This is a genomic window from Pseudomonas sp. Irchel 3A18 (assembly GCF_900187465.1).
In the GTDB taxonomy this organism is placed as follows: Bacteria; Pseudomonadota; Gammaproteobacteria; order Pseudomonadales; family Pseudomonadaceae; genus Aquipseudomonas; species Aquipseudomonas cichorii.
Map to the genome: position 1 here is coordinate 431727 of NZ_FYDI01000001.1, position 23448 is coordinate 455174.

General features: G+C 57.5%; 18 protein-coding genes. 12 read left to right on the forward strand and 6 right to left on the reverse strand.

The annotated features are described in order from the left end of the window. Positions 1-35: 35 nt before the first annotated feature. Positions 36-1325 carry a citrate synthase gene (gene gltA / locus CKW23_RS01820; RefSeq protein ID WP_025260637.1) on the reverse strand — a complete coding sequence of 430 codons (1290 nt, stop codon included), beginning with the start codon at positions 1323-1325 and terminating at the stop codon, positions 36-38. Between the two features lie 364 nt (positions 1326-1689). On the opposite strand from gltA, the gene sdhC reads away from it, so the two are divergent. From sdhC to brnQ, 10 genes are all read left to right on the forward strand, one after another. Continuing rightward, positions 1690-2064 carry a succinate dehydrogenase, cytochrome b556 subunit gene (gene sdhC, locus CKW23_RS01825; protein WP_025260636.1) on the forward strand — a complete coding sequence of 125 codons (375 nt, stop codon included), beginning with the start codon at positions 1690-1692 and terminating at the stop codon, positions 2062-2064. Continuing rightward, positions 2058-2426 (forward strand): succinate dehydrogenase, hydrophobic membrane anchor protein, encoded by a 369-nt coding sequence (gene sdhD / locus CKW23_RS01830; RefSeq protein WP_025260635.1) that lies wholly within the window; start codon positions 2058-2060, stop codon positions 2424-2426. The genes sdhC and sdhD overlap by 7 nt, the downstream gene beginning before the upstream one ends. A gap of 3 nt (positions 2427-2429) precedes the next feature. Continuing rightward, positions 2430-4202: a succinate dehydrogenase flavoprotein subunit gene (gene sdhA / locus CKW23_RS01835; RefSeq protein ID WP_025260634.1), complete on the forward strand. Its 1773-nt coding sequence runs from the start codon at positions 2430-2432 to the stop codon at positions 4200-4202. A gap of 11 nt (positions 4203-4213) precedes the next feature. After that, positions 4214-4918, forward strand: a complete 705-nt coding sequence (locus tag CKW23_RS01840) for a succinate dehydrogenase iron-sulfur subunit (RefSeq protein ID WP_025260633.1) — start codon at positions 4214-4216, stop codon at positions 4916-4918. A 259-nt stretch (positions 4919-5177) separates the two neighbouring features. After that, positions 5178-8009, forward strand: coding sequence for a 2-oxoglutarate dehydrogenase E1 component (locus CKW23_RS01845; protein ID WP_025260632.1), 2832 nt, complete (start codon positions 5178-5180; stop codon positions 8007-8009). A gap of 41 nt (positions 8010-8050) precedes the next feature. Continuing rightward, the gene (gene odhB, locus CKW23_RS01850; RefSeq protein WP_095066929.1) at positions 8051-9283 is read left to right on the forward strand and encodes a 2-oxoglutarate dehydrogenase complex dihydrolipoyllysine-residue succinyltransferase; all 1233 of its coding nucleotides are present in this window, start codon (positions 8051-8053) and stop codon (positions 9281-9283) included. A gap of 169 nt (positions 9284-9452) precedes the next feature. Then, positions 9453-10889 (forward strand): dihydrolipoyl dehydrogenase, encoded by a 1437-nt coding sequence (lpdA, locus tag CKW23_RS01855; RefSeq protein ID WP_095066930.1) that lies wholly within the window; start codon positions 9453-9455, stop codon positions 10887-10889. Between the two features lie 208 nt (positions 10890-11097). Continuing rightward, positions 11098-12264 (forward strand): ADP-forming succinate--CoA ligase subunit beta, encoded by a 1167-nt coding sequence (gene sucC, locus CKW23_RS01860; RefSeq protein ID WP_025260629.1) that lies wholly within the window; start codon positions 11098-11100, stop codon positions 12262-12264. Beyond that, positions 12264-13148, forward strand: a complete 885-nt coding sequence (gene sucD, locus CKW23_RS01865; protein WP_025260628.1) for a succinate--CoA ligase subunit alpha — start codon at positions 12264-12266, stop codon at positions 13146-13148. The genes sucC and sucD overlap by 1 nt, the downstream gene beginning before the upstream one ends. A gap of 353 nt (positions 13149-13501) precedes the next feature. Beyond that, positions 13502-14815 (forward strand): branched-chain amino acid transport system II carrier protein, encoded by a 1314-nt coding sequence (gene brnQ, locus CKW23_RS01870; RefSeq protein ID WP_025260627.1) that lies wholly within the window; start codon positions 13502-13504, stop codon positions 14813-14815. 109 nt (positions 14816-14924) lie between these two features. On the opposite strand, the gene CKW23_RS01875 is transcribed toward brnQ, so the two are convergent. After that, positions 14925-15182: a hypothetical protein gene (locus CKW23_RS01875; RefSeq protein ID WP_025260626.1), complete on the reverse strand. Its 258-nt coding sequence runs from the start codon at positions 15180-15182 to the stop codon at positions 14925-14927. Between the two features lie 356 nt (positions 15183-15538). Between CKW23_RS01875 and htpG the strand changes: the two genes are divergently transcribed. Both htpG and CKW23_RS01890 read left to right on the forward strand, forming a co-directional pair. Further along, positions 15539-17446 carry a molecular chaperone HtpG gene (htpG, locus tag CKW23_RS01885; protein WP_095066931.1) on the forward strand — a complete coding sequence of 636 codons (1908 nt, stop codon included), beginning with the start codon at positions 15539-15541 and terminating at the stop codon, positions 17444-17446. An 82-nt stretch (positions 17447-17528) separates the two neighbouring features. Further along, the gene (locus tag CKW23_RS01890; protein ID WP_095066932.1) at positions 17529-18257 is read left to right on the forward strand and encodes a dienelactone hydrolase family protein; all 729 of its coding nucleotides are present in this window, start codon (positions 17529-17531) and stop codon (positions 18255-18257) included. Between the two features lie 71 nt (positions 18258-18328). Here CKW23_RS01890 and CKW23_RS01895 read toward each other — a convergent pair whose 3' ends face one another. The 4 genes from CKW23_RS01895 to CKW23_RS01915 all read right to left on the reverse strand — a co-directional run bounded on the left by CKW23_RS01895 (position 18329) and on the right by CKW23_RS01915 (position 23153). Next, positions 18329-19183 (reverse strand): pirin family protein, encoded by an 855-nt coding sequence (locus CKW23_RS01895; RefSeq protein WP_025260622.1) that lies wholly within the window; start codon positions 19181-19183, stop codon positions 18329-18331. A gap of 99 nt (positions 19184-19282) precedes the next feature. Beyond that, on the reverse strand, positions 19283-20503 hold the full coding sequence (fabB, locus tag CKW23_RS01900; RefSeq protein WP_025260621.1) for a beta-ketoacyl-ACP synthase I: 1221 nt from the start codon (positions 20501-20503) through the stop codon (positions 19283-19285). Positions 20504-20513: 10 nt separating this feature from the next. Then, entirely contained in the window at positions 20514-21029 is a 516-nt protein-coding gene (fabA, locus tag CKW23_RS01905; RefSeq protein ID WP_025260620.1) for a 3-hydroxyacyl-[acyl-carrier-protein] dehydratase FabA, read from the reverse strand. Positions 21030-21251: 222 nt separating this feature from the next. Beyond that, the gene (locus CKW23_RS01915) at positions 21252-23153 is read right to left on the reverse strand and encodes an ATP-binding protein (RefSeq protein ID WP_025260619.1); all 1902 of its coding nucleotides are present in this window, start codon (positions 23151-23153) and stop codon (positions 21252-21254) included. Positions 23154-23448: the final 295 nt, after the last annotated feature.

The window sequence follows — 23448 nt, forward strand, 5'->3', positions numbered from 1 at the left end:
GCTGCCAATGGCAGCCCTTTTCGTTGGCAGGTCGCTTACTTGCGATCTTCCAGTGGAACGATGTCGCGTGTCACGTTGCCTGTGTACAGTTGGCGTGGGCGGCCAATCTTGTACGGGCTGGAGAGCATTTCTTTCCAGTGCGAGATCCAGCCGACAGTCCGCGCCAGGGCGAAGATCACGGTGAACATGCTGGTTGGAATGCCGATGGCTTTCAGGATGATGCCCGAATAGAAGTCGACGTTCGGGTACAGCGAGCGCTCGATGAAGTACGGGTCGGTCAGGGCAATCTCTTCCAGGCGCATGGCCAGTTCGAGTTGTGGGTCGTTGGTGATGCCCAGTTCGCGAAGTACTTCGTCGCAGGTCTTTTTCATGACCGTGGCACGTGGGTCGCGGTTCTTGTAGACGCGGTGACCGAAGCCCATCAGCTTGAACGGATCGTTCTTGTCCTTGGCTTTGGCGATGAATTTGTCGATGTTGGAGACATCACCGATTTCATCGAGCATGGTCAGTACGGCTTCGTTGGCGCCGCCGTGAGCCGGGCCCCAGAGTGCCGCGATACCGGCTGCGATACAGGCGAACGGGTTTGCACCCGACGAGCCGGCCATGCGCACGGTAGAGGTCGAAGCGTTCTGTTCGTGGTCTGCATGCAGGATGAAGATCTTGTCCATTGCCTTGGCCAGCACCGGGCTGATCGGTTTGATCTCGCAAGGGGTGTTGAACATCATGTGCAGGAAGTTTTCGGCGTAGCTGAGGTCGTTACGCGGGTACATCATGGGTTGGCCCATGGAGTACTTGTAAACCATCGCTGCCAGGGTCGGCATCTTGGCGACCAGGCGTACTGCCGAGATTTCGCGGTGCTGCGGGTTATTGATGTCCAGCGAGTCGTGGTAGAACGCGGACAGGGCACCGACTACGCCACACATGACAGCCATCGGGTGGGCGTCGCGGCGGAAGCCGTTGAAGAAGCTCTTGAGCTGCTCGTGGACCATGGTGTGGTTTTTGACCACGGCAACGAACTGGGCTTTCTGTTCGCTGGTTGGCAGTTCGCCATTGAGCAGAAGGTAGCAGGTTTCCAGATAATCGGACTGTTCGGCCAGTTGCTCGATCGGATAACCGCGGTGCAGCAGAATGCCGTTATCACCATCAATGTAGGTGATCTTCGACTCGCAAGAGGCGGTCGACATGAATCCGGGGTCGAATGTGAAGCGGCCGGTGGCGGTAAGTCCGCGCACGTCGATCACGTCAGGACCCACGGTGCCGGTCAGTATGGGCAGCTCGACGGGGGCTGTGCCCTCGATGATCAACTGCGCTTTTTTGTCAGCCATGTGGCCTCCTATTTATGCTTCAAATCATCAGACAGGCCCCCCACGCAGGGCCCGCACCACTATAGTTAGATAAATTCTAAAGTCAATTTGCCTAAAGTCGTGTTCCGCAAGGCCTTTATGTCGATGTTTCTTCAAGCCATTGCTGCCGTTTACGCCTTTTATTCAATCCGCGCAATCCGCTATTGGCTGCAAGTCTGCGCGTTGTCATTAGTTCCCTAACTGTCTATACTCGGCGTCCGACCGCCAAGGGCTTTTTGGCCCGTTTTGAGGGGGTTGTCACTTCCTGGGTGGTGGGTACCTGACCAGTGCACTTCCCAACAACTTGCCCTGATTGTTAGGGGCTCTTCAGTGTGAAAAAAAAGCCGTGAAAAGCCAACGACCTGTAAATCTAGACCTAAGGACCATCAAGCTCCCAGTCACTGCTTACACGTCCATCCTTCACCGTATCTCCGGTGTCATCCTCTTTGTCGGTATTGCAATCATGCTGTATGCAATGGACAAGTCGCTGGCCTCCGAAGAAACCTTCGGTGAAGTAAAAGCGTGTCTGACCAGCCCGCTGGCCAAGTTTGTAATCTGGGCGCTGCTGTCTGCCCTGCTGTATCACCTGGTGGCGGGTGTTCGTCACCTGATCATGGACGCGGGTGTCGGTGAAACGCTGGAAGGCGGGAAACTGGGCTCGAAAATCGTTATCGCCGTCTCCGTGGTGGTGATCATCCTGGCGGGAGTATGGATATGGTAACCAACGTCACTAACCTGTCGCGTTCGGGCCTCTATGACTGGATGGCGCAGCGCGTTTCAGCGGTCGTTCTCGCGGCTTATTTCATTTTCCTGATCGGCTACCTCGTCGCTCACCCTGGTCTGACCTATGCCCAGTGGCATGAGCTGTTCTCGCACAACGGGATGCGTATCTTCAGTCTGTTGGCCTTCGTTGCCCTTGGCGCTCACGCCTGGGTCGGCATGTGGACCATCGCGACCGACTACCTGACGCCAATGGCGCTGGGCAAGTCCGCGACTGCAGTTCGTTTTCTCTTCCAGGCAGTCAGCGGCGTTGCGATGTTCGCTTACTTCGTCTGGGGCGTGCAGATTCTTTGGGGTATCTGATTCATGGCTAACACAAATACACTTTCCTTCGACGCCATCATCATCGGTGGCGGCGGCGCTGGCATGCGCGCTGCCTTGCAGCTGGCTCAGGGTGGTCACAAGACCGCTGTTGTCACCAAGGTATTCCCGACTCGCTCGCACACCGTTTCCGCACAGGGTGGCATTACCTGCGCAATCGCTTCGGCCGACCCGAACGATGACTGGCGCTGGCACATGTACGATACCGTCAAGGGTTCCGACTACATCGGTGACCAGGACGCTATCGAATACATGTGTTCCGTAGGTCCGGAAGCGGTCTTCGAGCTCGAGCACATGGGCCTGCCGTTCTCCCGCACCGAACAGGGCCGCATCTACCAGCGTCCTTTCGGCGGTCAGTCCAAGGACTTCGGTAAAGGTGGTCAGGCTGCACGTACCTGTGCCGCTGCCGACCGTACCGGTCATGCTCTGCTGCACACCCTGTATCAGGCCAACCTGAAAGCTGGCACCGTATTCCTGAACGAATACTATGCAGTGGATCTGGTGAAGAACCAGGATGGCGCCTTTGTCGGCATCATCGCTATCTGCATCGAAACAGGCGAAACCTCCTACATCCGCGCCAATGCAACCGTACTGGCGACCGGTGGTGCAGGTCGTATCTACTCGTCCACCACCAACGCCCTGATCAACACCGGTGACGGTGTCGGCATGGCCCTGCGTGCCGGTGTTCCTGTTCAGGACATCGAAATGTGGCAGTTCCACCCGACCGGTATTGCCGGCGCAGGTGTACTGGTTACCGAGGGTTGCCGTGGTGAAGGTGGTTACCTGATCAACAAGCACGGCGAGCGTTTCATGGAGCGTTATGCTCCGAACGCCAAGGACCTTGCCGGTCGTGACGTTGTTGCCCGTTCCATGGTTAAAGAGATCATCGCCGGTAACGGTTGCGGTCCTGATGGCGACCACGTGATGCTCAAGCTTGATCACCTGGGTGAAGAAGTATTGCACAGCCGCCTGCCAGGCATCATGGAGCTGTCCAAGACCTTTGCTCACGTCGATCCTGCTCTGGCTCCGATCCCGGTTGTTCCGACTTGCCACTACATGATGGGCGGCATCGCCACCAACATTCACGGTCAGGCGATCACTCAGGACGCTGCTGGCACCGATCAGATCATTCCTGGTCTGTTCGCTGTAGGTGAAGTGGCTTGCGTATCCGTGCACGGCGCCAACCGTCTGGGCGGCAACTCGCTGCTCGATCTGGTGGTCTTTGGTCGCGCTGCCGGCCTGCACCTGGAGCAGAGCCTGCGTGAAGGTGTCGACTACCGTCGTGCCTCCGAGTCCGATGTTGACGCTGCCCTGGCGCGTCTGTCCGGCCTCAACGAGCGTACTGCCGGTGAAGACGTCGCTTCGCTGCGTAAAGAGCTGCAAAGCTGCATGCAGAACTACTTCGGTGTATTCCGTACCGGCGAATACATGCAGAAGGGTATTGCCCAACTGGCTGGTCTGCGTGAACGCATCGCCAACGTCAAGATCAACGACAAGAGCCAGGCATTCAACACTGCTCGTATCGAAGCGCTTGAACTGCAAAACCTGCTGGAAGTTGCCGAAGCCACGGCGATTGCTGCAGAACATCGTAAGGAATCGCGCGGCGCCCACGCCCGTGAAGACTTTGAAGATCGCGATGACGAAAACTGGCTGTGCCACACCCTGTACTTCCCGGGTGACAAGCGCGTAGCCAAGCGTGCCGTGAACTTCTCGCCAAAAACTGTTCCGACTTTTGAGCCTAAGATTCGGACTTATTAAGGGTGACCGATATGTTGCAAGTCAGTGTTTATCGTTACAACCCTGATCAGGACGCTGCGCCGTTCATGCAGGAGTTCCAGGTCGATACCGGTGGCAAGGACCTGATGGTTCTTGACGTGCTGGCTCTGGTCAAGGAACAGGATGAAGGTTTCTCGTACCGTCGCTCCTGCCGCGAAGGCGTGTGTGGTTCCGATGGCATGAACATCAACGGCAAGAACGGTCTTGCCTGCATCACTCCATTGTCGTCCGTGGTCAAGAATAACAAGCTGGTAGTGCGCCCACTGCCTGGTTTGCCGGTTATTCGTGACTTGGTAGTGGATATGAGCATCTTCTACAAGCAATACGAGAAGGTGAAGCCTTTCCTGCAGAACGATACTCCGGCTCCGGCCATCGAGCGTCTGCAGACTCCGGAAGAGCGTGAGAAGCTGGATGGTCTGTACGAGTGTATTCTGTGCGCTTGCTGCTCGACTTCCTGCCCGTCCTTCTGGTGGAACCCGGACAAGTTCCTGGGCCCGGCTGCACTGCTGCAAGCCTATCGTTTCCTGGCTGACAGCCGTGATACCCGGACTTCAGAGCGTCTGGCTTCGCTTGATGACCCGTTCAGTGTTTTCCGCTGCCGCGGGATCATGAACTGCGTGAACGTTTGCCCTAAAGGTCTCAACCCGACCAAGGCAATCGGCCACGTACGTAACATGCTTCTGCAAAGCGGCGTCTGATTTATCGCAGTACCGCAATACCGTTGCACGTAAAGTAGCCGCGGCGCAGGCTTCAACCGGCGTCGTGGCTTTAACCTGAGCAGTGGCTCGCAAGGCTGCCGCTCTTCTTTTGAAGAAATGAGACCAGCAGGGGCATCCGGGCTGGTACCCGGGCTATCTGCGTGATCCTTAGTGACTTGATATGGTCGCTGCACACGACTGTTTCATGTTTGCTATGGCGTCTTCGCCGGTGGTGTCCCCTTACCGAGGGTGACCAAGCATGCAAGAAAGCGTGATGCAGCGCATGTGGAACAGTGCCCACCTTTCCGGTGGTAACGCTGCCTATGTGGAAGAGCTTTATGAGCTCTACCTGCACGACCCTAACGCTGTGCCAGAAGAATGGCGCACCTACTTTCAGAAGTTGCCAGCAGACGGCAACTCTGCCACCGATGTATCGCATTCCACGATTCGCGATCATTTCGTGTTGCTGGCCAAAAACCAGCGCCGCGCCCAGCCGGTATCTGCCGGAAGCGTGAGCAGCGAGCACGAGAAGAAGCAAGTTGAAGTATTGCGACTGATCCAGGCATATCGTATGCGCGGCCATCAGGTTGCCCAGCTCGATCCGCTGGGCCTGTGGCAGCGTCCTGCCCCGGCCGATCTGTCGATCAATCACTACGGCTTGACCAATGCCGATCTTGATACGACTTTCCGTGCCGGCGACCTGTTCATCGGCAAAGAGGAAGCGAGCCTACGCGAAATTCTCGAAGCGTTGCAGCAGACATATTGTCGCACCATCGGTTCGGAGTTCACGCACATCGTTGATTCCGAGCAACGCAACTGGTTCATGCAGCGTCTTGAAAGCGTGCGTGGCCGTCCTGCGTTCTCTGCTGAAATCCAGGGTCATCTGCTTGAGCGTGTTACGGCCGCTGAAGGTCTGGAAAAATACCTGGGCACCAAATACCCAGGCACCAAACGCTTTGGTCTGGAAGGCGGCGAAAGCCTGATTCCGATGCTGGACGAGCTGATCCAGCGCTCCGGCTCCTACGGCACCAAGGAAGTCGTGATCGGCATGGCCCACCGTGGCCGTCTGAACGTGCTGGTCAACACCTTCGGCAAGAACCCGCGCGAGCTGTTCGACGAGTTCGAAGGCAAGAAGAAAGTGGAGCTGGGCTCCGGTGACGTGAAATATCACCAGGGTTTCTCTTCCAACGTAATGACCGCAGGCGGTGAAGTTCACCTGGCCATGGCATTCAACCCGTCCCACCTGGAAATCGTTTCTCCGGTGGTCGAGGGTTCCGTGCGTGCGCGTCAGGATCGTCGCAACGATCCGGACGGTGACAAGGTTCTGCCGATTTCCCTCCACGGTGACGCTGCGTTTGCAGGTCAGGGCGTGGTCATGGAAACCTTCCAGATGTCGCAGACCCGCGGCTTCAAGACTGGCGGCACGATCCATATCGTCATCAACAACCAGGTTGGTTTCACCATCAGCAACCCGCTGGACTCGCGCTCCACCGAGTACGCCACCGACGTTGCCAAGATGATCCAGGCTCCGATTCTCCATGTGAATGGCGATGACCCGGAAGCCGTGGTGTTCGTGACCCAGCTGGCTATCGATTACCGCATGCAGTTCAAGCGTGACATCGTGATCGACCTGGTCTGCTACCGTCGTCGCGGTCACAACGAAGCGGACGAGCCTAGCGGCACCCAGCCGTTGATGTACCAGCAGATCACCAAGCAGCGCACGACTCGCGAGTTGTACGCCGAGCAACTGATCAAGACCGGTGTTCTCACTGAAGAGCGTGTGCAGGCCAAGATCGACGACTATCGCAATGCGCTGGACAATGGTCAGCACGTTGTGAAAAGCCTGGTCAAGGAGCCGAACAAGGAACTGTTCGTCGACTGGCGTCCGTACCTGGGCCATGCCTGGACTGCGCGTCACGACACCCGTTTCGATCTCAAGACCTTGCAGGAACTGTCTGCCAAGCTGATGGAACTGCCAGAAGGTTTCGTCGTTCAGCGTCAGGTCCAGAAGATCTACGAAGACCGTCAGAAGATGCAAGCCGGCGGCCTGCCGATCAACTGGGGTTACGCCGAAACCATGGCGTACGCGACCCTGGCGTTCGAAGGTCACCCGATCCGCATGACGGGTCAGGACATCGGTCGCGGTACGTTCTCGCACCGTCACGCCGTCTTGCACAACCAGAAAGACGCAAGCACCTACATTCCTTTGAAGAACCTGTTCGCCGGTCAGCCGCGTTTTGACCTGTACGACTCGTTCCTCTCCGAGGAAGCGGTACTCGCTTACGAATACGGCTACTCGACCACCGAGCCTAACGCTCTGGTCATCTGGGAAGCCCAGTTCGGCGACTTCGCTAACGGCGCGCAAGTGGTCATCGACCAGTTCATCACCAGTGGCGAGCACAAGTGGGGCCGTCTGTGCGGTCTGACCATGCTGTTGCCTCACGGTTATGAAGGGCAGGGGCCTGAGCACTCGTCCGCACGTCTTGAGCGTTACCTGCAACTGTGTGCCGAGCACAACATTCAGGTGTGTGTGCCGACTACGCCGGCGCAGATCTACCACCTGCTGCGTCGTCAGGTCATTCGTCCGCTGCGCAAGCCGCTGATCGTGCTGACGCCAAAGTCGCTGCTGCGCCACAAACTGGCGATCTCGACTCTGGAAGAACTGGCCGAAGGCTCGTTCCAGACCGTGATCCCGGAAGTCGATGCGCTCGATCCGGCCAAAGTGACCCGTCTGGTTCTGTGTGGCGGCAAGGTCTACTACGACCTGCTGGAAAAACGCCGTGCCGAAGGCCGAGAAGACATCGCAATCGTACGTATCGAACAGCTGTATCCGTTCCCTGAAGACGATCTCATGGAAGCGATCGCGCCTTACACCAACCTGCAGAACGTAGTGTGGTGTCAGGAAGAGCCGATGAACCAGGGTGCCTGGTACAGCAGTCAGCACCACTTGCGTCGCAGCATGAGCAACCATAACCGCAGCCTCGTTCTCGAGTATGCCGGTCGTGATGCTTCTGCAGCGCCAGCTTGTGGTTATGCTTCGATGCATGCCGAGCAGCAGGAAAAACTCCTGCAAGATGCCTTCACTGTTTAACGCCTTCGAGCATTAGAAACCGAATTAAGGAATTACAGATAATGGCTATCGAGATCAAAGCCCCCTCTTTCCCGGAATCCGTTGCCGACGGCACCATTTCCAAGTGGCACAAGCAACCGGGCGAAGCGGTAAAACGTGACGAGCTGCTGGTCGATATCGAGACTGACAAGGTTGTACTTGAAGTCCTGGCCGAAGCTGACGGCGTGCTGGCATCGATCGTGAAAGGCGAGGGCGACATCGTCCTGTCCAACGAAGTGATTGCAACCCTGGATGCCGGTGCTACCGCATCTGCTGCGCCTGCGCCTGCGCCTGCACCTGCTGCTCCTGCTGCTGCACCGGCCCAGGCCGCTGCATCGGCTGCTGACGAAGATGCGATCGCAGCACCTGCCGCTCGCAAGCTGGCTGAAGAAAACGGTATCAATCTGGCCAGCGTCAAAGGCACTGGCAAGGACGGTCGCGTAACCAAGGAAGACGTGGTTGCCGCTGTTGAAGCCAAGAAATCCGCACCGGCCGCAGCTCCTGCTGCCAAGCCTGCTGCAGCCGCTGCTGCTCCTGTGCTGGCTGCTGGCGATCGTGTCGAGAAGCGTGTACCGATGACTCGTGTACGTGCCACCGTTGCCAAGCGTCTGGTTGAAGCCCAGTCGAACATGGCGATGCTGACCACGTTCAACGAAGTGGACATGACCGAAGTCATGGCCCTGCGCTCCAAGTACAAGGACCTGTTCGAGAAGTCCCACAATGGCGTGCGCCTGGGCTTCATGTCGTTCTTCGTCAAGGCAGCTACCGAAGCGCTGAAGCGCTTCCCGGCAGTCAACGCTTCGATCGATGGCAACGACATCGTTTACCACGGTTACTCCGACATCGGTGTTGCCGTTTCCAGCGATCGTGGTCTGGTCGTACCGGTTCTGCGTAACGCCGAGCTGATGAGCCTGGCTGAAATCGAAGGCGGCATCGCCACCTTCGGCAAGAAGGCCCGTGACGGCAAGCTGTCCCTGGACGAGATGACAGGTGGTACCTTCACTATCACCAACGGTGGTACCTTCGGTTCGATGATGTCGACTCCGATCGTCAACCCGCCACAGGCCGCGATTCTGGGCATGCACAACATTCTGCAGCGTCCTATGGCGGTCAATGGTCAGGTCGTGATTCGTCCGATGATGTATCTGGCTCTGTCGTACGATCACCGTTTGATCGACGGTAAAGAAGCGGTAACCTTCCTCGTTACCATCAAGAACCTGCTGGAAGATCCGGCTCGTCTGCTGCTGGATATCTGATGGAGCAGCTCCGGGCTGCAAGCGGCAAGCTGCAAGAAAAAGCAGTTTGGCGTATGGCACGGGGTTCGCAGGTAGCATCTAATGAAGGGCTGCAAGCCGGTTGTGTGGAAAGCCACTGATCGGTTTGCAGCTTGCAGCTTGAAGCTCGCAGCTAAAAGGAATCTTTTTTATGTCCCAGAAATTCGACGTGGTAGTGATTGGCGCAGGCCCTGGCGGTTATGTTGCCGCCATCAAGGCTGCGCAACTTGGTTTCAAGACTGCCTGCATCGAGAAGTATCAGGACAAGGAAGGCAAACTGGCCTTGGGCGGTACCTGCCTGAACGTTGGTTGCATTCCTTCCAAGGCTCTGCTGGACAGCTCCTGGAAATTCTACGAAGCCAAGAACGGCTTCGGCGTTCACGGTATTTCGACTTCTGACGTCTCCATCGACGTTCCTGCAATGGTTGGCCGCAAGTCCACCATCGTCAAGAACCTGACTGGCGGCGTTTCCAGCCTGTTCAAGGCCAACGGCGTGACCACTCTGCAAGGCCACGGCAAACTGCTGGCCGGCAAGAAGGTCGAGCTGACCGCTGCTGACGGCACCGTTGAAATCATCGAAGCCGAACACGTGATCCTGGCTTCCGGTTCGCGTCCGATCGACATTCCACCGGCTCCGGTCGACCAGAAAGTCATCGTCGACTCCACCGGCGCCCTGGAATTCCAGGCAGTACCAAAGCGTCTGGGCGTGATCGGCGCTGGCGTTATCGGTCTGGAGCTGGGTTCGGTATGGGCCCGTCTGGGTGCTCAGGTAACTGTTCTGGAAGCTCTGGACAAGTTCATCCCTGCTGCTGACGAAGCCGTTTCCAAGGAAGCGCTGAAAACCTTCACCAAGCAAGGCCTGGACGTAAAACTGGGCGCTCGCGTGACCGGTTCCAAGGTCAACGGTGAAGAAGTTGTGGTCAGCTACACCGACGCAACCGGCGAACAGTCGATCACTTTCGATCGCCTGATCGTTGCCGTTGGTCGTCGTCCTGTGACCACCGACCTGCTGGCTGCCGACAGCGGCGTGGACCTGGATGAGCGTGGCTTCATCTATGTCGACGACTACTGCACCACCAGCGTACCGGGCGTTTACGCCATCGGTGACGTGGTTCGTGGTCTGATGCTGGCGCACAAGGCGTCGGAAGAGGGCATCATGGTTGTCGAGCGCATCAAGGGGCACAAGGCCCAGATGAACTACAACCTGATTCCTTCGGTTATCTACACTCACCCGGAAATCGCGTGGGTTGGTAAAACCGAGCAGACCCTGAAGAGCGAAGGCGTTGAAGTCAACGTCGGCACCTTCCCGTTCGCAGCCAGTGGCCGTGCCATGGCAGCCAACGACACCGGCGGTTTCGTCAAGATCATCGCTGATGCCAAGACCGACCGCGTATTGGGCGTTCACGTCATTGGTCCAAGCGCTGCCGAGCTGGTACAGCAGGGCGCGATTGCAATGGAATTCGGTAGCAGTGCAGAAGACATCGGCATGATGGTCTTCTCGCACCCGACTCTGTCCGAAGCGCTTCACGAAGCGGCCCTGGCTGTGAATGGCGGTGCCATCCACATCCAGAACCGTAAAAAACGCTAAGACAACAAGAGAAACCACGACGGACTGCCCGTCGTGAGCCTTGCGAGCAAGACTCACCGCGGAAAGTCCGCCGGACTCGACCTCTCAGGCGGCTTCAGGTGTGTTGAATGACACCCTGGAGCCTTCCAGGAGTAGCGGTCACAGGTGGTGCGGCACAATGAATGTGCAGCACCGAATGCGCAGTACCTAAACGAAGACGGTAATAAGCATGAATCTTCACGAGTATCAGGGTAAGCAGCTGTTCGCTGAATACGGCCTGCCAGTATCCAAAGGCTACGCAGTCGACACCCCCGAAGCAGCAGCAGAAGCTTGCGACAAGATTGGTGGTACCGAGTGGGTCGTCAAGGCCCAGGTTCACGCTGGTGGTCGCGGTAAAGCGGGCGGCGTCAAGCTGGTTCGCAGCAAAGAAGACGCAGCAGCTTTCGCACAGCAATGGCTGGGCAAGCGTCTGGTGACTTACCAGACCGACGCCAACGGTCAGCCAGTGACCAAGATCCTGGTTGAATCCTGCACTGACATCGCCAAAGAGCTGTACCTGGGCGCTGTAGTCGATCGTTCCAGCCGTCGTATCGTGTTCATGGCTTCCACCGAAGGTGGCGTGGACATCGAGAAGATCGCTCACGACACTCCTGAAAAGATTCTCAAGGCCACCATCGATCCACTGGTTGGCGCTCAGCCATTCCAGGGTCGCGAGCTGGCTTTCCAGCTGGGTCTGGAAGGCAAGCAGGTTGCCCAGTTCGCCAAGATCTTCATCGGTCTGGCCAAACTGTTCCAGGACCACGATCTGGCCCTGCTGGAAGTTAACCCGCTGGTAATCAAGGCTGACGGCGATCTGCACTGCCTGGACGCCAAGATCAACATCGATGCCAACGCCATGTACCGTCAGCCAAAGCTGAAGGCTTTCCACGATCCATCCCAGGATGATCCGCGCGAAGCTCACGCTGCCAAGTTCGAACTGAACTACGTAGCGCTGGAAGGTAACATCGGCTGCATGGTCAACGGTGCCGGTCTGGCCATGGGTACCATGGACATCGTCAACCTGCATGGCGGCAAGCCAGCCAACTTCCTTGACGTGGGTGGCGGTGCTACCAAAGAGCGCGTTACCGAAGCGTTCAAGATCATTCTGTCCGACACCAATGTCGCAGCAGTACTGGTCAACATCTTCGGCGGCATCGTTCGTTGCGACATGATTGCCGAAGGCATCATCGGTGCAGTGAAAGAAGTCGGCGTTAAAATCCCGGTTGTTGTTCGCCTTGAAGGCAACAACGCTGAGCTGGGCGCTAAAGTACTGGCAGAAAGCGGTTTGAACATCATCGCGGCTACCAGCCTGACCGACGCTGCTCAACAAGTTGTCAAAGCTGCGGAGGGCAAGTAATGAGCGTTCTGATCAATAAAGACACCAAGGTTATCTGCCAGGGTTTCACTGGTTCGCAAGGTACCTTCCACTCCGAACAAGCCATTGCCTACGGCACCAAAATGGTTGGCGGCGTGACTCCAGGCAAGGGTGGCACTACTCACCTGAACCTGCCAGTGTTCAACACTGTGAAAGAAGCTGTAGCGGCTACTGGCGCTGACGCATCGGTCATCTACGTTCCGGCTCCTTTCTGCAAGGACTCCATCCTTGAAGCAGCTTTCGGCGGTATCAAGCTGATCGTCTGCATCACCGAAGGCATTCCTACCATCGACATGCTGGAAGCCAAGGTCAAGTGCGACGAGCTGGGTGTAGTCCTGATCGGCCCTAACTGCCCAGGCGTCATCACTCCGGGCGAGTGCAAGATCGGCATCATGCCAGGTCACATTCACTTGCCAGGCAAGGTCGGTATCGTGTCGCGTTCCGGCACCCTGACCTACGAAGCTGTGAAGCAGACCACTGACGCCGGTTTCGGTCAGTCCACCTGCGTCGGTATCGGTGGTGACCCGATCCCGGGCTCCAACTTCATCGACATCCTGAAACTGTTCCAGGAAGACCCGAAGACCGAAGCGATCGTCATGATCGGTGAGATCGGCGGTTCGGCTGAAGAAGAAGCGGCTGCCTACATCAAGGCAAACGTGACCAAGCCGGTTGTTTCCTACATCGCTGGTGTGACTGCTCCTCCGGGCAAGCGCATGGGCCACGCAGGTGCAATCATCTCCGGCGGTAAAGGTACTGCAGACGAGAAATTCGCTGCACTGCAAGACGCTGGCGTGAAAACCGTGCGTTCCCTGGCAGACATCGGCAAAGCCCTGGCTGAGCTGACTGGTTGGGAAGTCAAGAAGTAAGCTTCGGCTGACGGATTGATGCTTCAACAAAGGCCACCTTCGGGTGGCCTTTGTGCGTCTGGGTCGTCACTTCATATTCCAAGCGACGCATGCCTTTTGGGTGTATCGGCATTTTCGCGAGTTTCATGCACGAATGAGTCGTAAATCGCTACATTCGAGTGCGGCTCGTCGCTCCTGCGCTCTTTTCTAGTGCGTTTTATTGCCCATTTCGTTAGGCTAGCAACCTTTTCGCGTCGTCCGTTTCCCACAAGGAAACCTGGCGCCTATTGCCAGCCTTAAAAGGGTAGGCATTGTTTCCCAGACCCTCGGGAATCCTCTCTTTTAATCCTGATTTGGCAGTGTGGTTTTCCTCGATGAACGTTTTGAAAGGCCAGGACGTCCTGGCACTGGGTTTCATGACATTCGCCCTGTTTGTGGGCGCCGGTAATATCATCTTCCCGCCTATCGTCGGCCTGCATGCCGGCCCCCATGTGTGGATGGCTGCGCTGGGCTTTCTGGTCACGGCTGTAGGCTTGCCGGTCGTCACCGTCATTGCCCTGGCCAAGGTCGGGGGTGCCATGGACGACCTGAGCAGCCCCATCGGCAAAATTGCCGGCGGCATTCTGGCAGCGGTCTGTTATCTGGCTGTCGGCCCGCTCTTCGCGACCCCGCGTACCGCCACTGTGTCCTTTGAAGTCGGTCTGGCGCCGCTGACAGGGGAGAGCCCGCTGGCGCTGTTCCTCTACAGTCTGGTTTATTTCCTGGTGGTGTTCTGGGTTTCCATGTACCCGGGTCGTCTGCTGGATACCGTTGGCCGTTTCCTGGGCCCTCTGAAGATCATCGCGCTGGCGGTGCTCGGTGTTGCAGCCTTCATGCTTCCGGCGGGTGATGTCGGACCAGCAGAGGCTGCCTATGTAGCTGCACCTTTTTCCCAGGGCTTCATCAATGGCTACCTGACCATGGATACACTTGGGGCCCTGGTGTTCGGCATCGTCATCGTCAATGCCATCCGTTCGCGAGGCGTCGAGTCGCCACGTCTGATTACCCGCTACGCAATCATTGCCGGTCTAATCGCTGGCGTGGGTCTGGCGCTGGTGTACATCAGCCTGTTCCGCCTGGGTTCCGGCAGCCATGCGGTGGCTGCGGGTGCGAGCAATGGTGCGGCTGTGCTGCATGCTTATGTGCAACATACCTCGGGCTCGTTGGGCAGTGGTTTCCTGGCGGTGCTGATTTCGTTGGCTTGCCTGGTGACTGCCGTGGGTCTGACCTGTGCCTGTGCCGAGTATTTCAGTCGCGTTCTGCCGCTGTCCTACAAGACGCTGGTCATCATCCTTGCGCTGTTTTCCCTGCTGGTATCCAACCTTGGCCTGACCAATCTGATCCAGTTCTCGATTCCGGTGCTCACGGCGATCTATCCGCCTTGCATCGTGCTGGTCGGTCTGAGCTTCTGCAAAGGGCTATGGAACAGTCAGGGGCGTGTCATCGCTCCGGTCATGTTGGTTTCCCTGCTGTTCGGTATTATCGATGCCCTCAAGGGGGCCGGACTTGCCGAGTATCTGCCAGGTGTACTGGCAAATCTGCCGCTGAGCGAGCAGGGGTTGGCCTGGCTGGTGCCTTCGGTGATTACCCTGTTCGGTGCTGTGGTATTCGATCGCATCGCCGGCAAGCGCAGTGAAGCGTTGGCATGATGCTGTAATGAGTTAATACGCTGGTGTAATGACTGTTTTACAGTCGCACACAATAAAGCCCGCTGAATAACGGGCTTTATTGTTTCTATTGGAGACCCTCGGGCGTGCCTTATTTGGCTGGTGCTGTCTCTGGCGTCTGGGCAGGAGCTTCAGTGGCGCGCTGTTGTGCGGCTTCCGCATTTTTCTGGGCAGCTTCCTGGCTTTCCTTGGCCGCATCATTCACTTTTTCCTGAGCCTTCTCCATCGACTCCTGGGATTGTTGAGCTGCCTTGTTGGCTTCTTGCTGAGTGTTTTCGGATTTTTTGTCGCAGGCGGCAAGACCCAGGGTGGCAGAAAGCATCAAGGCATAGGCTAAAGATTTACGCATGGGGTATTTCTCCTTATTGATTAACTACTTGCCTCAGAGCACAGGCGTGTAAGTTAAGTTCCAACGGATTATCGGAATATCCAATGCACCTGTTCCGTCTCCCTTACAGGCACGAATTCGCTGTCGACGAGCCGGGATTGCATTGGCCGAGGTGGCTGTCTTGCCGATGAGACGGCCGGCTGTCCACACCTTGCATCGACGCTTTTGCAAGGACGTCTTCGTAGAGAAGAATTGCCGTTGATGTTTTTGCGCTCTTGAAATCCTGCCTCCAGCCCCCACTTTGATGACTACCCGCTGCCACGCAGGCCTTGGTCTGGATGTGGCGGCTTATATCATCCACTTGGAGTTTGATGACCATGAGTGTGGAAACTCAAAAGGAAACCCTGGGCTTCCAGACCGAGGTAAAGCAACTGCTGCACCTCATGATCCATTCGCTGTATTCAAACAAGGAAATCTTCCTTCGCGAATTGATCTCCAACGCCTCCGACGCGGTCGACAAGCTGCGTTTTGAAGCCCTGTCCCGTCCGGAGTTGCTGGAAGGCGGCTCTGAGCTGAAGATTCGCGTGACCTTCGACAAGGACGCCAAGACCGTCACCCTCGAAGACAACGGCATCGGTATGAGCCGTGACGATGTGATTACCCACCTGGGTACCATCGCCAAATCCGGTACCGCAGATTTCATGAAAAACCTGTCGGGCGACCAGAAGAAGGACTCGCACCTGATCGGCCAGTTCGGTGTAGGTTTCTACTCGGCATTCATCGTTGCCGATCAGGTTGAAGTATTCAGTCGCCGGGCAGGCTTGCCAGCCAGCGAAGGCGTGCACTGGTCCTCCAAAGGCGAGGGCGAGTTTGAAGTTGCCACCATCGAGAAGGCCGAGCGCGGTACCCGTATCGTTCTGCACCTCAAAAACGGTGAAGACGAGTTCGCTGATGGCTACCGTCTGCGCAACATCATCAAGAAGTATTCCGACCACATCGCCTTGCCGATCGAGCTGCCCAAAGAGCAGGCTCCGGCTGCAGAAGGCGAAGAAGCTCCTGAGCTGGAGTGGGAAACCGTCAACCGTGCCAGCGCACTGTGGACCCGTTCCCGCACTGATGTGAAGGATGAGGAATACCAGGAGTTCTACAAGCACGTTGCTCACGACTACGAGAACCCGCTGAGCTGGAGCCACAACAAGGTCGAAGGCAAGCTGGAATACACCTCGCTGCTGTACGTCCCGGCGCGTGCTCCGTTCGATCTGTACCAGCGTGAAGCGCCTCGCGGCCTGAAGTTGTATGTGCAGCGCGTATTCGTCATGGATCAGGCCGAGTCCTTCCTGCCCCTGTACCTGCGCTTCATCAAGGGCGTGGTCGACTCCAATGACCTGTCGCTGAACGTTTCCCGTGAAATCCTGCAGAAAGATCCGATCATCGATTCGATGAAGTCCGCGCTGACCAAGCGTGTGCTGGACATGCTGGAGAAACTGGCCAAGAGCGAGCCCGAGAAGTACAAGGGCTTCTGGAAGAACTTTGGTCAGGTGCTGAAAGAAGGCCCGGCTGAAGACTTCGCCAACAAGGAAAAAATCGCCGGCCTGCTGCGTTTCGCTTCCACTGGCGACGACAGCGGCGAGCAGAGCGTTTCCCTGTCCGAATACCTGGCTCGCGCCAAGGAAGGTCAGGACAAGATCTACTACCTCACCGGTGAGTCCTACGCTCAGGTCAAGAACAGCCCGCACCTGGAAGTCTTCCGCAAGAAAGGCATCGAAGTGCTGCTGCTGACTGACCGTATCGACGAGTGGCTGATGAGCTACCTGAGCGATTTCGATGGCAAGGGTTTTGTCGATGTAGCGCGTGGCGACCTGGATCTGGGCAAACTTGATTCCGAAGAGGACAAGAAGGCTCAGGAAGAGATCGCCAAAGAGAAGGAAGGCTTGATCGAGCGCCTCAAGACTGCCTTGGGCGAGTCCGTGAGCGAAGTCCGGGTTTCCCATCGCCTGACCGACTCCCCGGCGATTCTGGCCATCGGCGAGCAGGACCTGGGTCTGCAAATGCGTCAGATCCTGGAAGCCAGCGGCCAGAAGGTCCCGGATTCCAAGCCGATCTTCGAATTCAACCCGTCTCACCCTCTGATCGGCAAGCTCGATCAAGAGCAGAGCGAAGAGCGTTTCGGCGATCTGTCGCACATCCTGTTCGATCAGGCGGCCCTGGCCGCTGGCGACAGCTTGAAAGATCCGGCTGCCTACGTGCGCCGTCTGAACAAGTTGCTGGTCGAACTGTCGGTTTGATCACCGGTTGAAAGAAAACCCGCTTCGGCGGGTTTTCTGATTTTACGGTTTATCACTTCCCCTTAATGAGCAGGAGTCAGCAATGAGCAGCACTATTACTGTCCGTTCCGTGGTTTATCAGATCGATGGCCAGCCTTATGAAAGCCGTCTGGTATACGACGCGGCTGCAACCTCTGCGCGTCCGGGATTATTGATGGCACCCAACTGGATGGGCGTCAGCCAGGGCGCTGAAACCATCGCCAGGTCGGTTGCCGAACAGGGGTACGTCGTATTGCTGGCCGACCTGTATGGCCAGAGCATTCGTCCGTCCAACAATGACGAGGCGGGCGCCGCCATGACCCCCCTCAAGAATGACCGCGCCTTGCTGCGCAAGCGCATGCAGGTCGCTCTCGACCAGTTGCTGGCCCAGGGCGATGTCTCGCTGGATAAGAGCCGGATCGCAACCTTCGGCTTCTGTTTCGGTGGCTGCTGCTCCCTTGAGCTGGCGCGTACCGGTGCAGAACTGAAAGCGGCCATCTCTTTCCACGGCACCCTGGATACCCCGAACCCTGCCGATGCGAACAACATTAAGGGCGCGGTATTGGTATTGCACGGTGCTTCCGACCCGTTGGTGGCCAAAGAGCAATTGCCAGCCTTCGAGGAAGAAATGAATGCGGCAGGCGTGGATTGGCAGTTGCACAGCTACGGCGGTGCCTTCCACTCGTTCACCGATCCAGGCGCCAACGTGCCCGGCATGATGATGTACGACGCCAAAGTCTCGAAGCGTGCGTTTACGACCATGCATAACTTGCTGGATGAAGTGTTCGGTTAAGTCATAAAGGGCTTTTTCGCGAATAAATTCGCTCTTACCCGATTGCGTAGGAGCGACTTCAGTCGCGAACCTCATTCAGGCAGTTCAATCCTGCCAACTTCCCCCGGCACCGTCGGCCAGTCTCCGCTGGCCCAACGAGCTTTTGCCTGTTCTATCAGGGCCTTGTCGCTGGCCACGAAATTCCAGTTCATGCGACGCGGGCCGTCCAGTGGTGAGCCTCCGATCAGTACGGCATGGCAGTCACTATCTGCGCAGAGGTTCACCGTCTGGCCTGGGTCCAGCACCACCAGGGTTCGTGCTGTGACAGGCTCGCCATCCAGCGATGCTTCTCCCTCCAGCACATACAGGGCTCGTTCCTCGTGTTCGGTAGGGATCTGCAATGTCGTGGCTGTCTGCAGATGCAGTTCGGCGTACAGGGTCGGTGAAAGCACTTCTACAGGAGAGGTCAGGCAAAAGCCGTTGCCCGCGATCATGCGGATGCGGATTCCCGGCGTCTCGCTGCAAGGCAGGCTCTGCGCCGGGTGATAGCCATACTGGCCATTTCCCTGTTCATGTTCCTTGGGTGATGCCAGCCAGACTTGCAAGCCATGCAGGCGCGAGCCGCTGGCGAGAAGCGGGGGAGGAGTGCGCTCGATATGGGCGATGGCGTTGCCCGAGGTCATCCAGCTGACGTCACCGGGGCCCACCAGCTGGTCGCTGCCCAGGCTGTCCTTGTGCTGTAGCTGGCCTTCAAGCAGATAGGTCAGGGTCGACAGGCCGATATGCGGATGCTGGCGAATATCCATGCCGCTGCCGGGCGCGTAATCGGTTTCCAGCATGTGATCGAAAAATACGAAGGGGCCGACGCTTCTGCATCTGGCGGAGGGCAGGGGGCGCAAGATCGGTTGGCCTTCCACGTCTTCGGCGCGTGGCTTGATGGTGAGCATGGGGCTTGTCTCTGCTGAGCGGGGCAATGCCCAAGCATATCGCAGACATGAAAAAGGCGCCTCGAAAGGCGCCTTTTCTATCACGTGGCGATGGGCGTATTACTTGCCCTGCCAGCGCTTCATGACCAGAGTGGCGTTGGTGCCACCAAAGCCGAAGCTGTTGCTCATGACCAGATCGAGCTTGGCATCTTCGCGAGTCTTGAGCAGGATCGGCATGTCGGCGACAACCGGGTCCAGCTCGTCGATGTTAGCGGAACCGGCGATGAAGTTGTTTTCCATCATCAGCAGGCAGTAGATCGCTTCGTGAACGCCAGCAGCGCCCAGGGAGTGACCGGACAGGCTCTTGGTCGAGCTGATCGCTGGAGCGTCGGTGCCGAAGACTTCACGAACACCTTCCATTTCCTTGGCATCGCCGACCGGAGTCGAGGTGCCGTGGGTGTTGAGGTAGTCGATCTTGCCGTCAACGGTGGACAGAGCCATCTGCATGCAGCGGATGGCGCCTTCGCCACTTGGAGCAACCATGTCGTAGCCATCGGAAGTCGCGCCGTAGCCAACGATTTCAGCGTAGATCTTGGCGCCGCGTGCCAGAGCGTGTTCCAGCTCTTCGACAACTACCATGCCGCCACCGCCGGCGATGACGAAACCGTCACGCTTGGCGTCGTAGGCGCGGGAGGCTTTTTCCGGGGTTTCGTTGTACTGGGTGGACAGAGCGCCCATGGCGTCGAACAGGAACGACTGGGTCCAGTGCTCTTCTTCGCCGCCGCCAGCAAAAACGATGTCCTGTTTGCCCAGCTGGATCTGCTCGACTGCGTTACCGATGCAGTGGGCGCTGGTGGCGCAGGCGGACGAGATGGAGTAGTTCACGCCCTTGATCTTGAACGGAGTGGCCAGGCACGCCGAAACGGTGCTGCCCATGGTCCGGGTGACGCGGTAAGGGCCGACACGCTTGACGCCTTTCTCGCGCAGAGTGTCCAGTGCTTCCATCTGGTTCAGCGTGGAGGCGCCGCCGCTACCAGCGATCAGGCCGGTGCGCACGTTGGAGACTTGATCTTCGCTCAGGCCGGAATCGGCAATGGCGTCTTTCATCGCCAGGTAGGCATAAGCTGCCGCGTGGCCGACGAAACGGTAGATCTTGCGATCGATCAGTTCTTCGAGGTTGAGGTCGATGGAACCGGAAACCTGGCTGCGCAGACCCATTTCGGCATATTCCGGATTGAACCGGATGCCAGGGCGGTTGGCACGCAGGTTGGCGGTGACGGTCTCTTTGTCATTGCCCAAGCAGGAAACAATGCCCAGACCAGTGATAACGACGCGGCGCATGCGATTACCCTTAGAAGTTTTCAGTGGAAGTGAAGACGCCGACCCGCAGGCCTTCGGCGGTGTAGATCTCGCGCCCGTCGACAGTAACCGAGCCATCGGCGATAGCCAGGTTCAGCTTGCCTTTGAGGACGCGCTTGATCTGGATGTTGTAGGTGACTTTCTTGGCGCTTGGCAGAACCTGGCCGAAGAACTTCACTTCGCCCGAGCCCAGTGCACGACCACGGCCTGGCAGACCTTGCCAGCCCAGGAAGAAACCGACCAGTTGCCACATGGCATCGAGGCCCAGGCAGCCTGGCATTACCGGGTCGCCTTCGAAGTGACAGGCGAAGAACCACAGGTCTGGATTGATATCCAGTTCAGCGACCAATTCACCTTTACCGTACTTGCCGCCCTCTTCGCTGATGTGGGTGATGCGATCAACCATCAGCATGTTGGGGGCAGGCAGTTGCGCGTTACCTGGTCCGAACAGCTCGCCGCGACTGCAGCGCAGCAGGTCTTCCCGGGTAAAGGCGTGTTGTTTGGTCATGCGAGCTCCTCAATAATCTTTGTGCGGCAAGATGGGGCGCCACTGGCCCTATCGCCAGTCCTGGCGGACTAATTCGCCAGGACTCTGTCCGGCAGCCTACTCATAGACTGTTGCGTTGAAGTGAAAGTCACAGCGCAAGGGAAAATCAAAGTACACCTGTGCACTGAAATACGTCATCCGACCGATATCATTGGGCGGTTCGATCCACAAGACTGCCGCAATTTAGCATTTATCGCCAGTCGCAGCCGCTCGAAAGGATAGCCAACGCTGTAAAATCTGCTGTAAATCAGTATGTTTGAAGGGTTTTGCCAGATAGTCGTTCATGCCCGCCTGTAAACAGGCGTCACGATCACCCTGCAGGACATTAGCTGTCAGCGCGATGATCGGCAACTCGCCGAGCCCCGAAAGTTGCCGGATTCGCCGGGTTGCTTCATAACCATCCATGACCGGCAGTCGGCAATCCATGAGAATCAGCGCGTAATTTCCTGCGGCGGCCTTGATGACGGCCTGTGCGCCGTCGAGCGCGACATCCACCTTGCAGCCCATGTTGTGCAGCATGGCCGTGACCACGGTGCGGTTAACCGGGTTGTCCTCCACCAGCAATACACAGCGTTCCTTGTTGCAGGAGTCGATACCCGGCAGTGGTGGCGCTTTGGCAGTGGCCGTCTTGCTGCACAGCGGCAAAGGGATCTGCAGGGTGAAGATGGAACCTGTGCCTTCTTCGCTCTGTGCCTGCAGAGTGCCGCCCATGCGCTCGGCAAGTGTGCGGGCAATCGGCAGGCCCAGCCCGGTGCCACCATAGCGCCGGGAAATGGAGCTGTCGGCCTGCTTGAAGGCATCGAACATGGACTCCAGCCGGTCCGCATGAATGCCGATCCCGCTGTCGCGCACGGTGCATATGAAGCGCACCTGATCGTTGCCCAGGTTTTCCCAGCTCACTTCAATGCGTACGCTGCCGACTTCGGTGAATTTCAGGGCGTTGCCAATGAGATTGACCAGAATTTGTCGGATCCGGGTGGGATCGCCCACGACATTCAGCGACTCCAGGCCTGGCTGTATCTGCCGCTCCAGCAGCAGGTTGCGTTGCTGGGCGCTATGGATGAAGGCCTGGATCGAGGCGTTGACCAGCTCGGCGAGGTTGAAGGTGATGCCTTCGATCTGCAGGGCGTCGCGTTCGATACGGGAGAAGTCGAGGATGTCATTGATGACCCGCAGCAGATGTTCTGTGGACTCGGTAGCCAGCGCCGAATATTCGGCCTGCTCATCGGTCATGCGGGTGGTTTCCATCAATTGCAGCATGCCCAGCACGCCATTCATGGGGGTGCGCAGTTCATGGCTCATCATCGCCAGAAAGTCCGATTTGGCCCGGTTGGCCTGTTCGGCTTCTTCCCGGGTCTGGATCAACTGGGCCATGGAGCGTTGTTGCTCGGTACTCGCCTTGTCCAGGTTAAAGGCCAGGTTGTTGATGTGTCTGGCCAGCGCACCCAGCTCGGCATCGTCACTGACGGGCAGAGGCGTGTGGTAGTCGCCCTGTTGAATTGCCTTGAGGGCTTCCCCCATGTCGCTGATCGGTTGCGACAGGCTCAGGGCCAGCCGCCTGGCCAGCAGAAAGGTAAACAGAAGGGCGAACAGCGCCAGTATACCGGCCTTGAGCAGGATCTCCTGCTGGCGCTGGCTGAACGCCTCGCTGGACATGCCCACCAGCACTCGGCCCAGATAGCTTTCAGAGGTCGCAATATTGTGGTTCACGCTCGCATGTTGCGAGTGGATGGGCGCCTGGAAGGTTTCCGTCTGCAAGGAGTGGTTGGCGCTCTGGTGTGGCTGTTCGATGTAAATCAGTACGTTGTTGTCGCTGTCCTGAATTTCCACATAGCGGACATTGGGCATGGACAGGGTTGCGCGCATCAGGCTCTTGAGGGTTTCGAGATCCCCGAGAATGACCCCGGTTTCCGACGCAGGCGCCAACTGGTTGGCGATCAGTTGCCCGATATGATTGAGTTCCTGACGCAGGTCCTGAATCCGCACGAAGGTAAAGAAGCTGACCAGCAGGAATGTCAGGATCAGTGCAGGGCCCAGGCTGATGATCTGGGTACGGGTGTTGATGTCCCAGTGACGCAGTTTCATTGGCTGCGTGCCTTCTGGGCCGTGTGGCAATCCAGGAAGTGGAGTGTGGCGTCCATGCTTCTGCGCTCTGTGGTTCGGGTCATAGCATTTGCATCGGCACAGCATAAAAGCCGTTTGCCACGATAATCCATGCTGCATCGGCGCATGTTAACCGAGATGACAGCGATTTCCATGGAACTTGTGTGACTTCAATGTGCTCAGGTCAATGATTGATGGTGTTTCTGAAAACGTTTGTCGCTGGCCGATGCGTCAGCGCTCCGTATAATGCGTCATCGCCAGTTGAATGGCCCTGGAT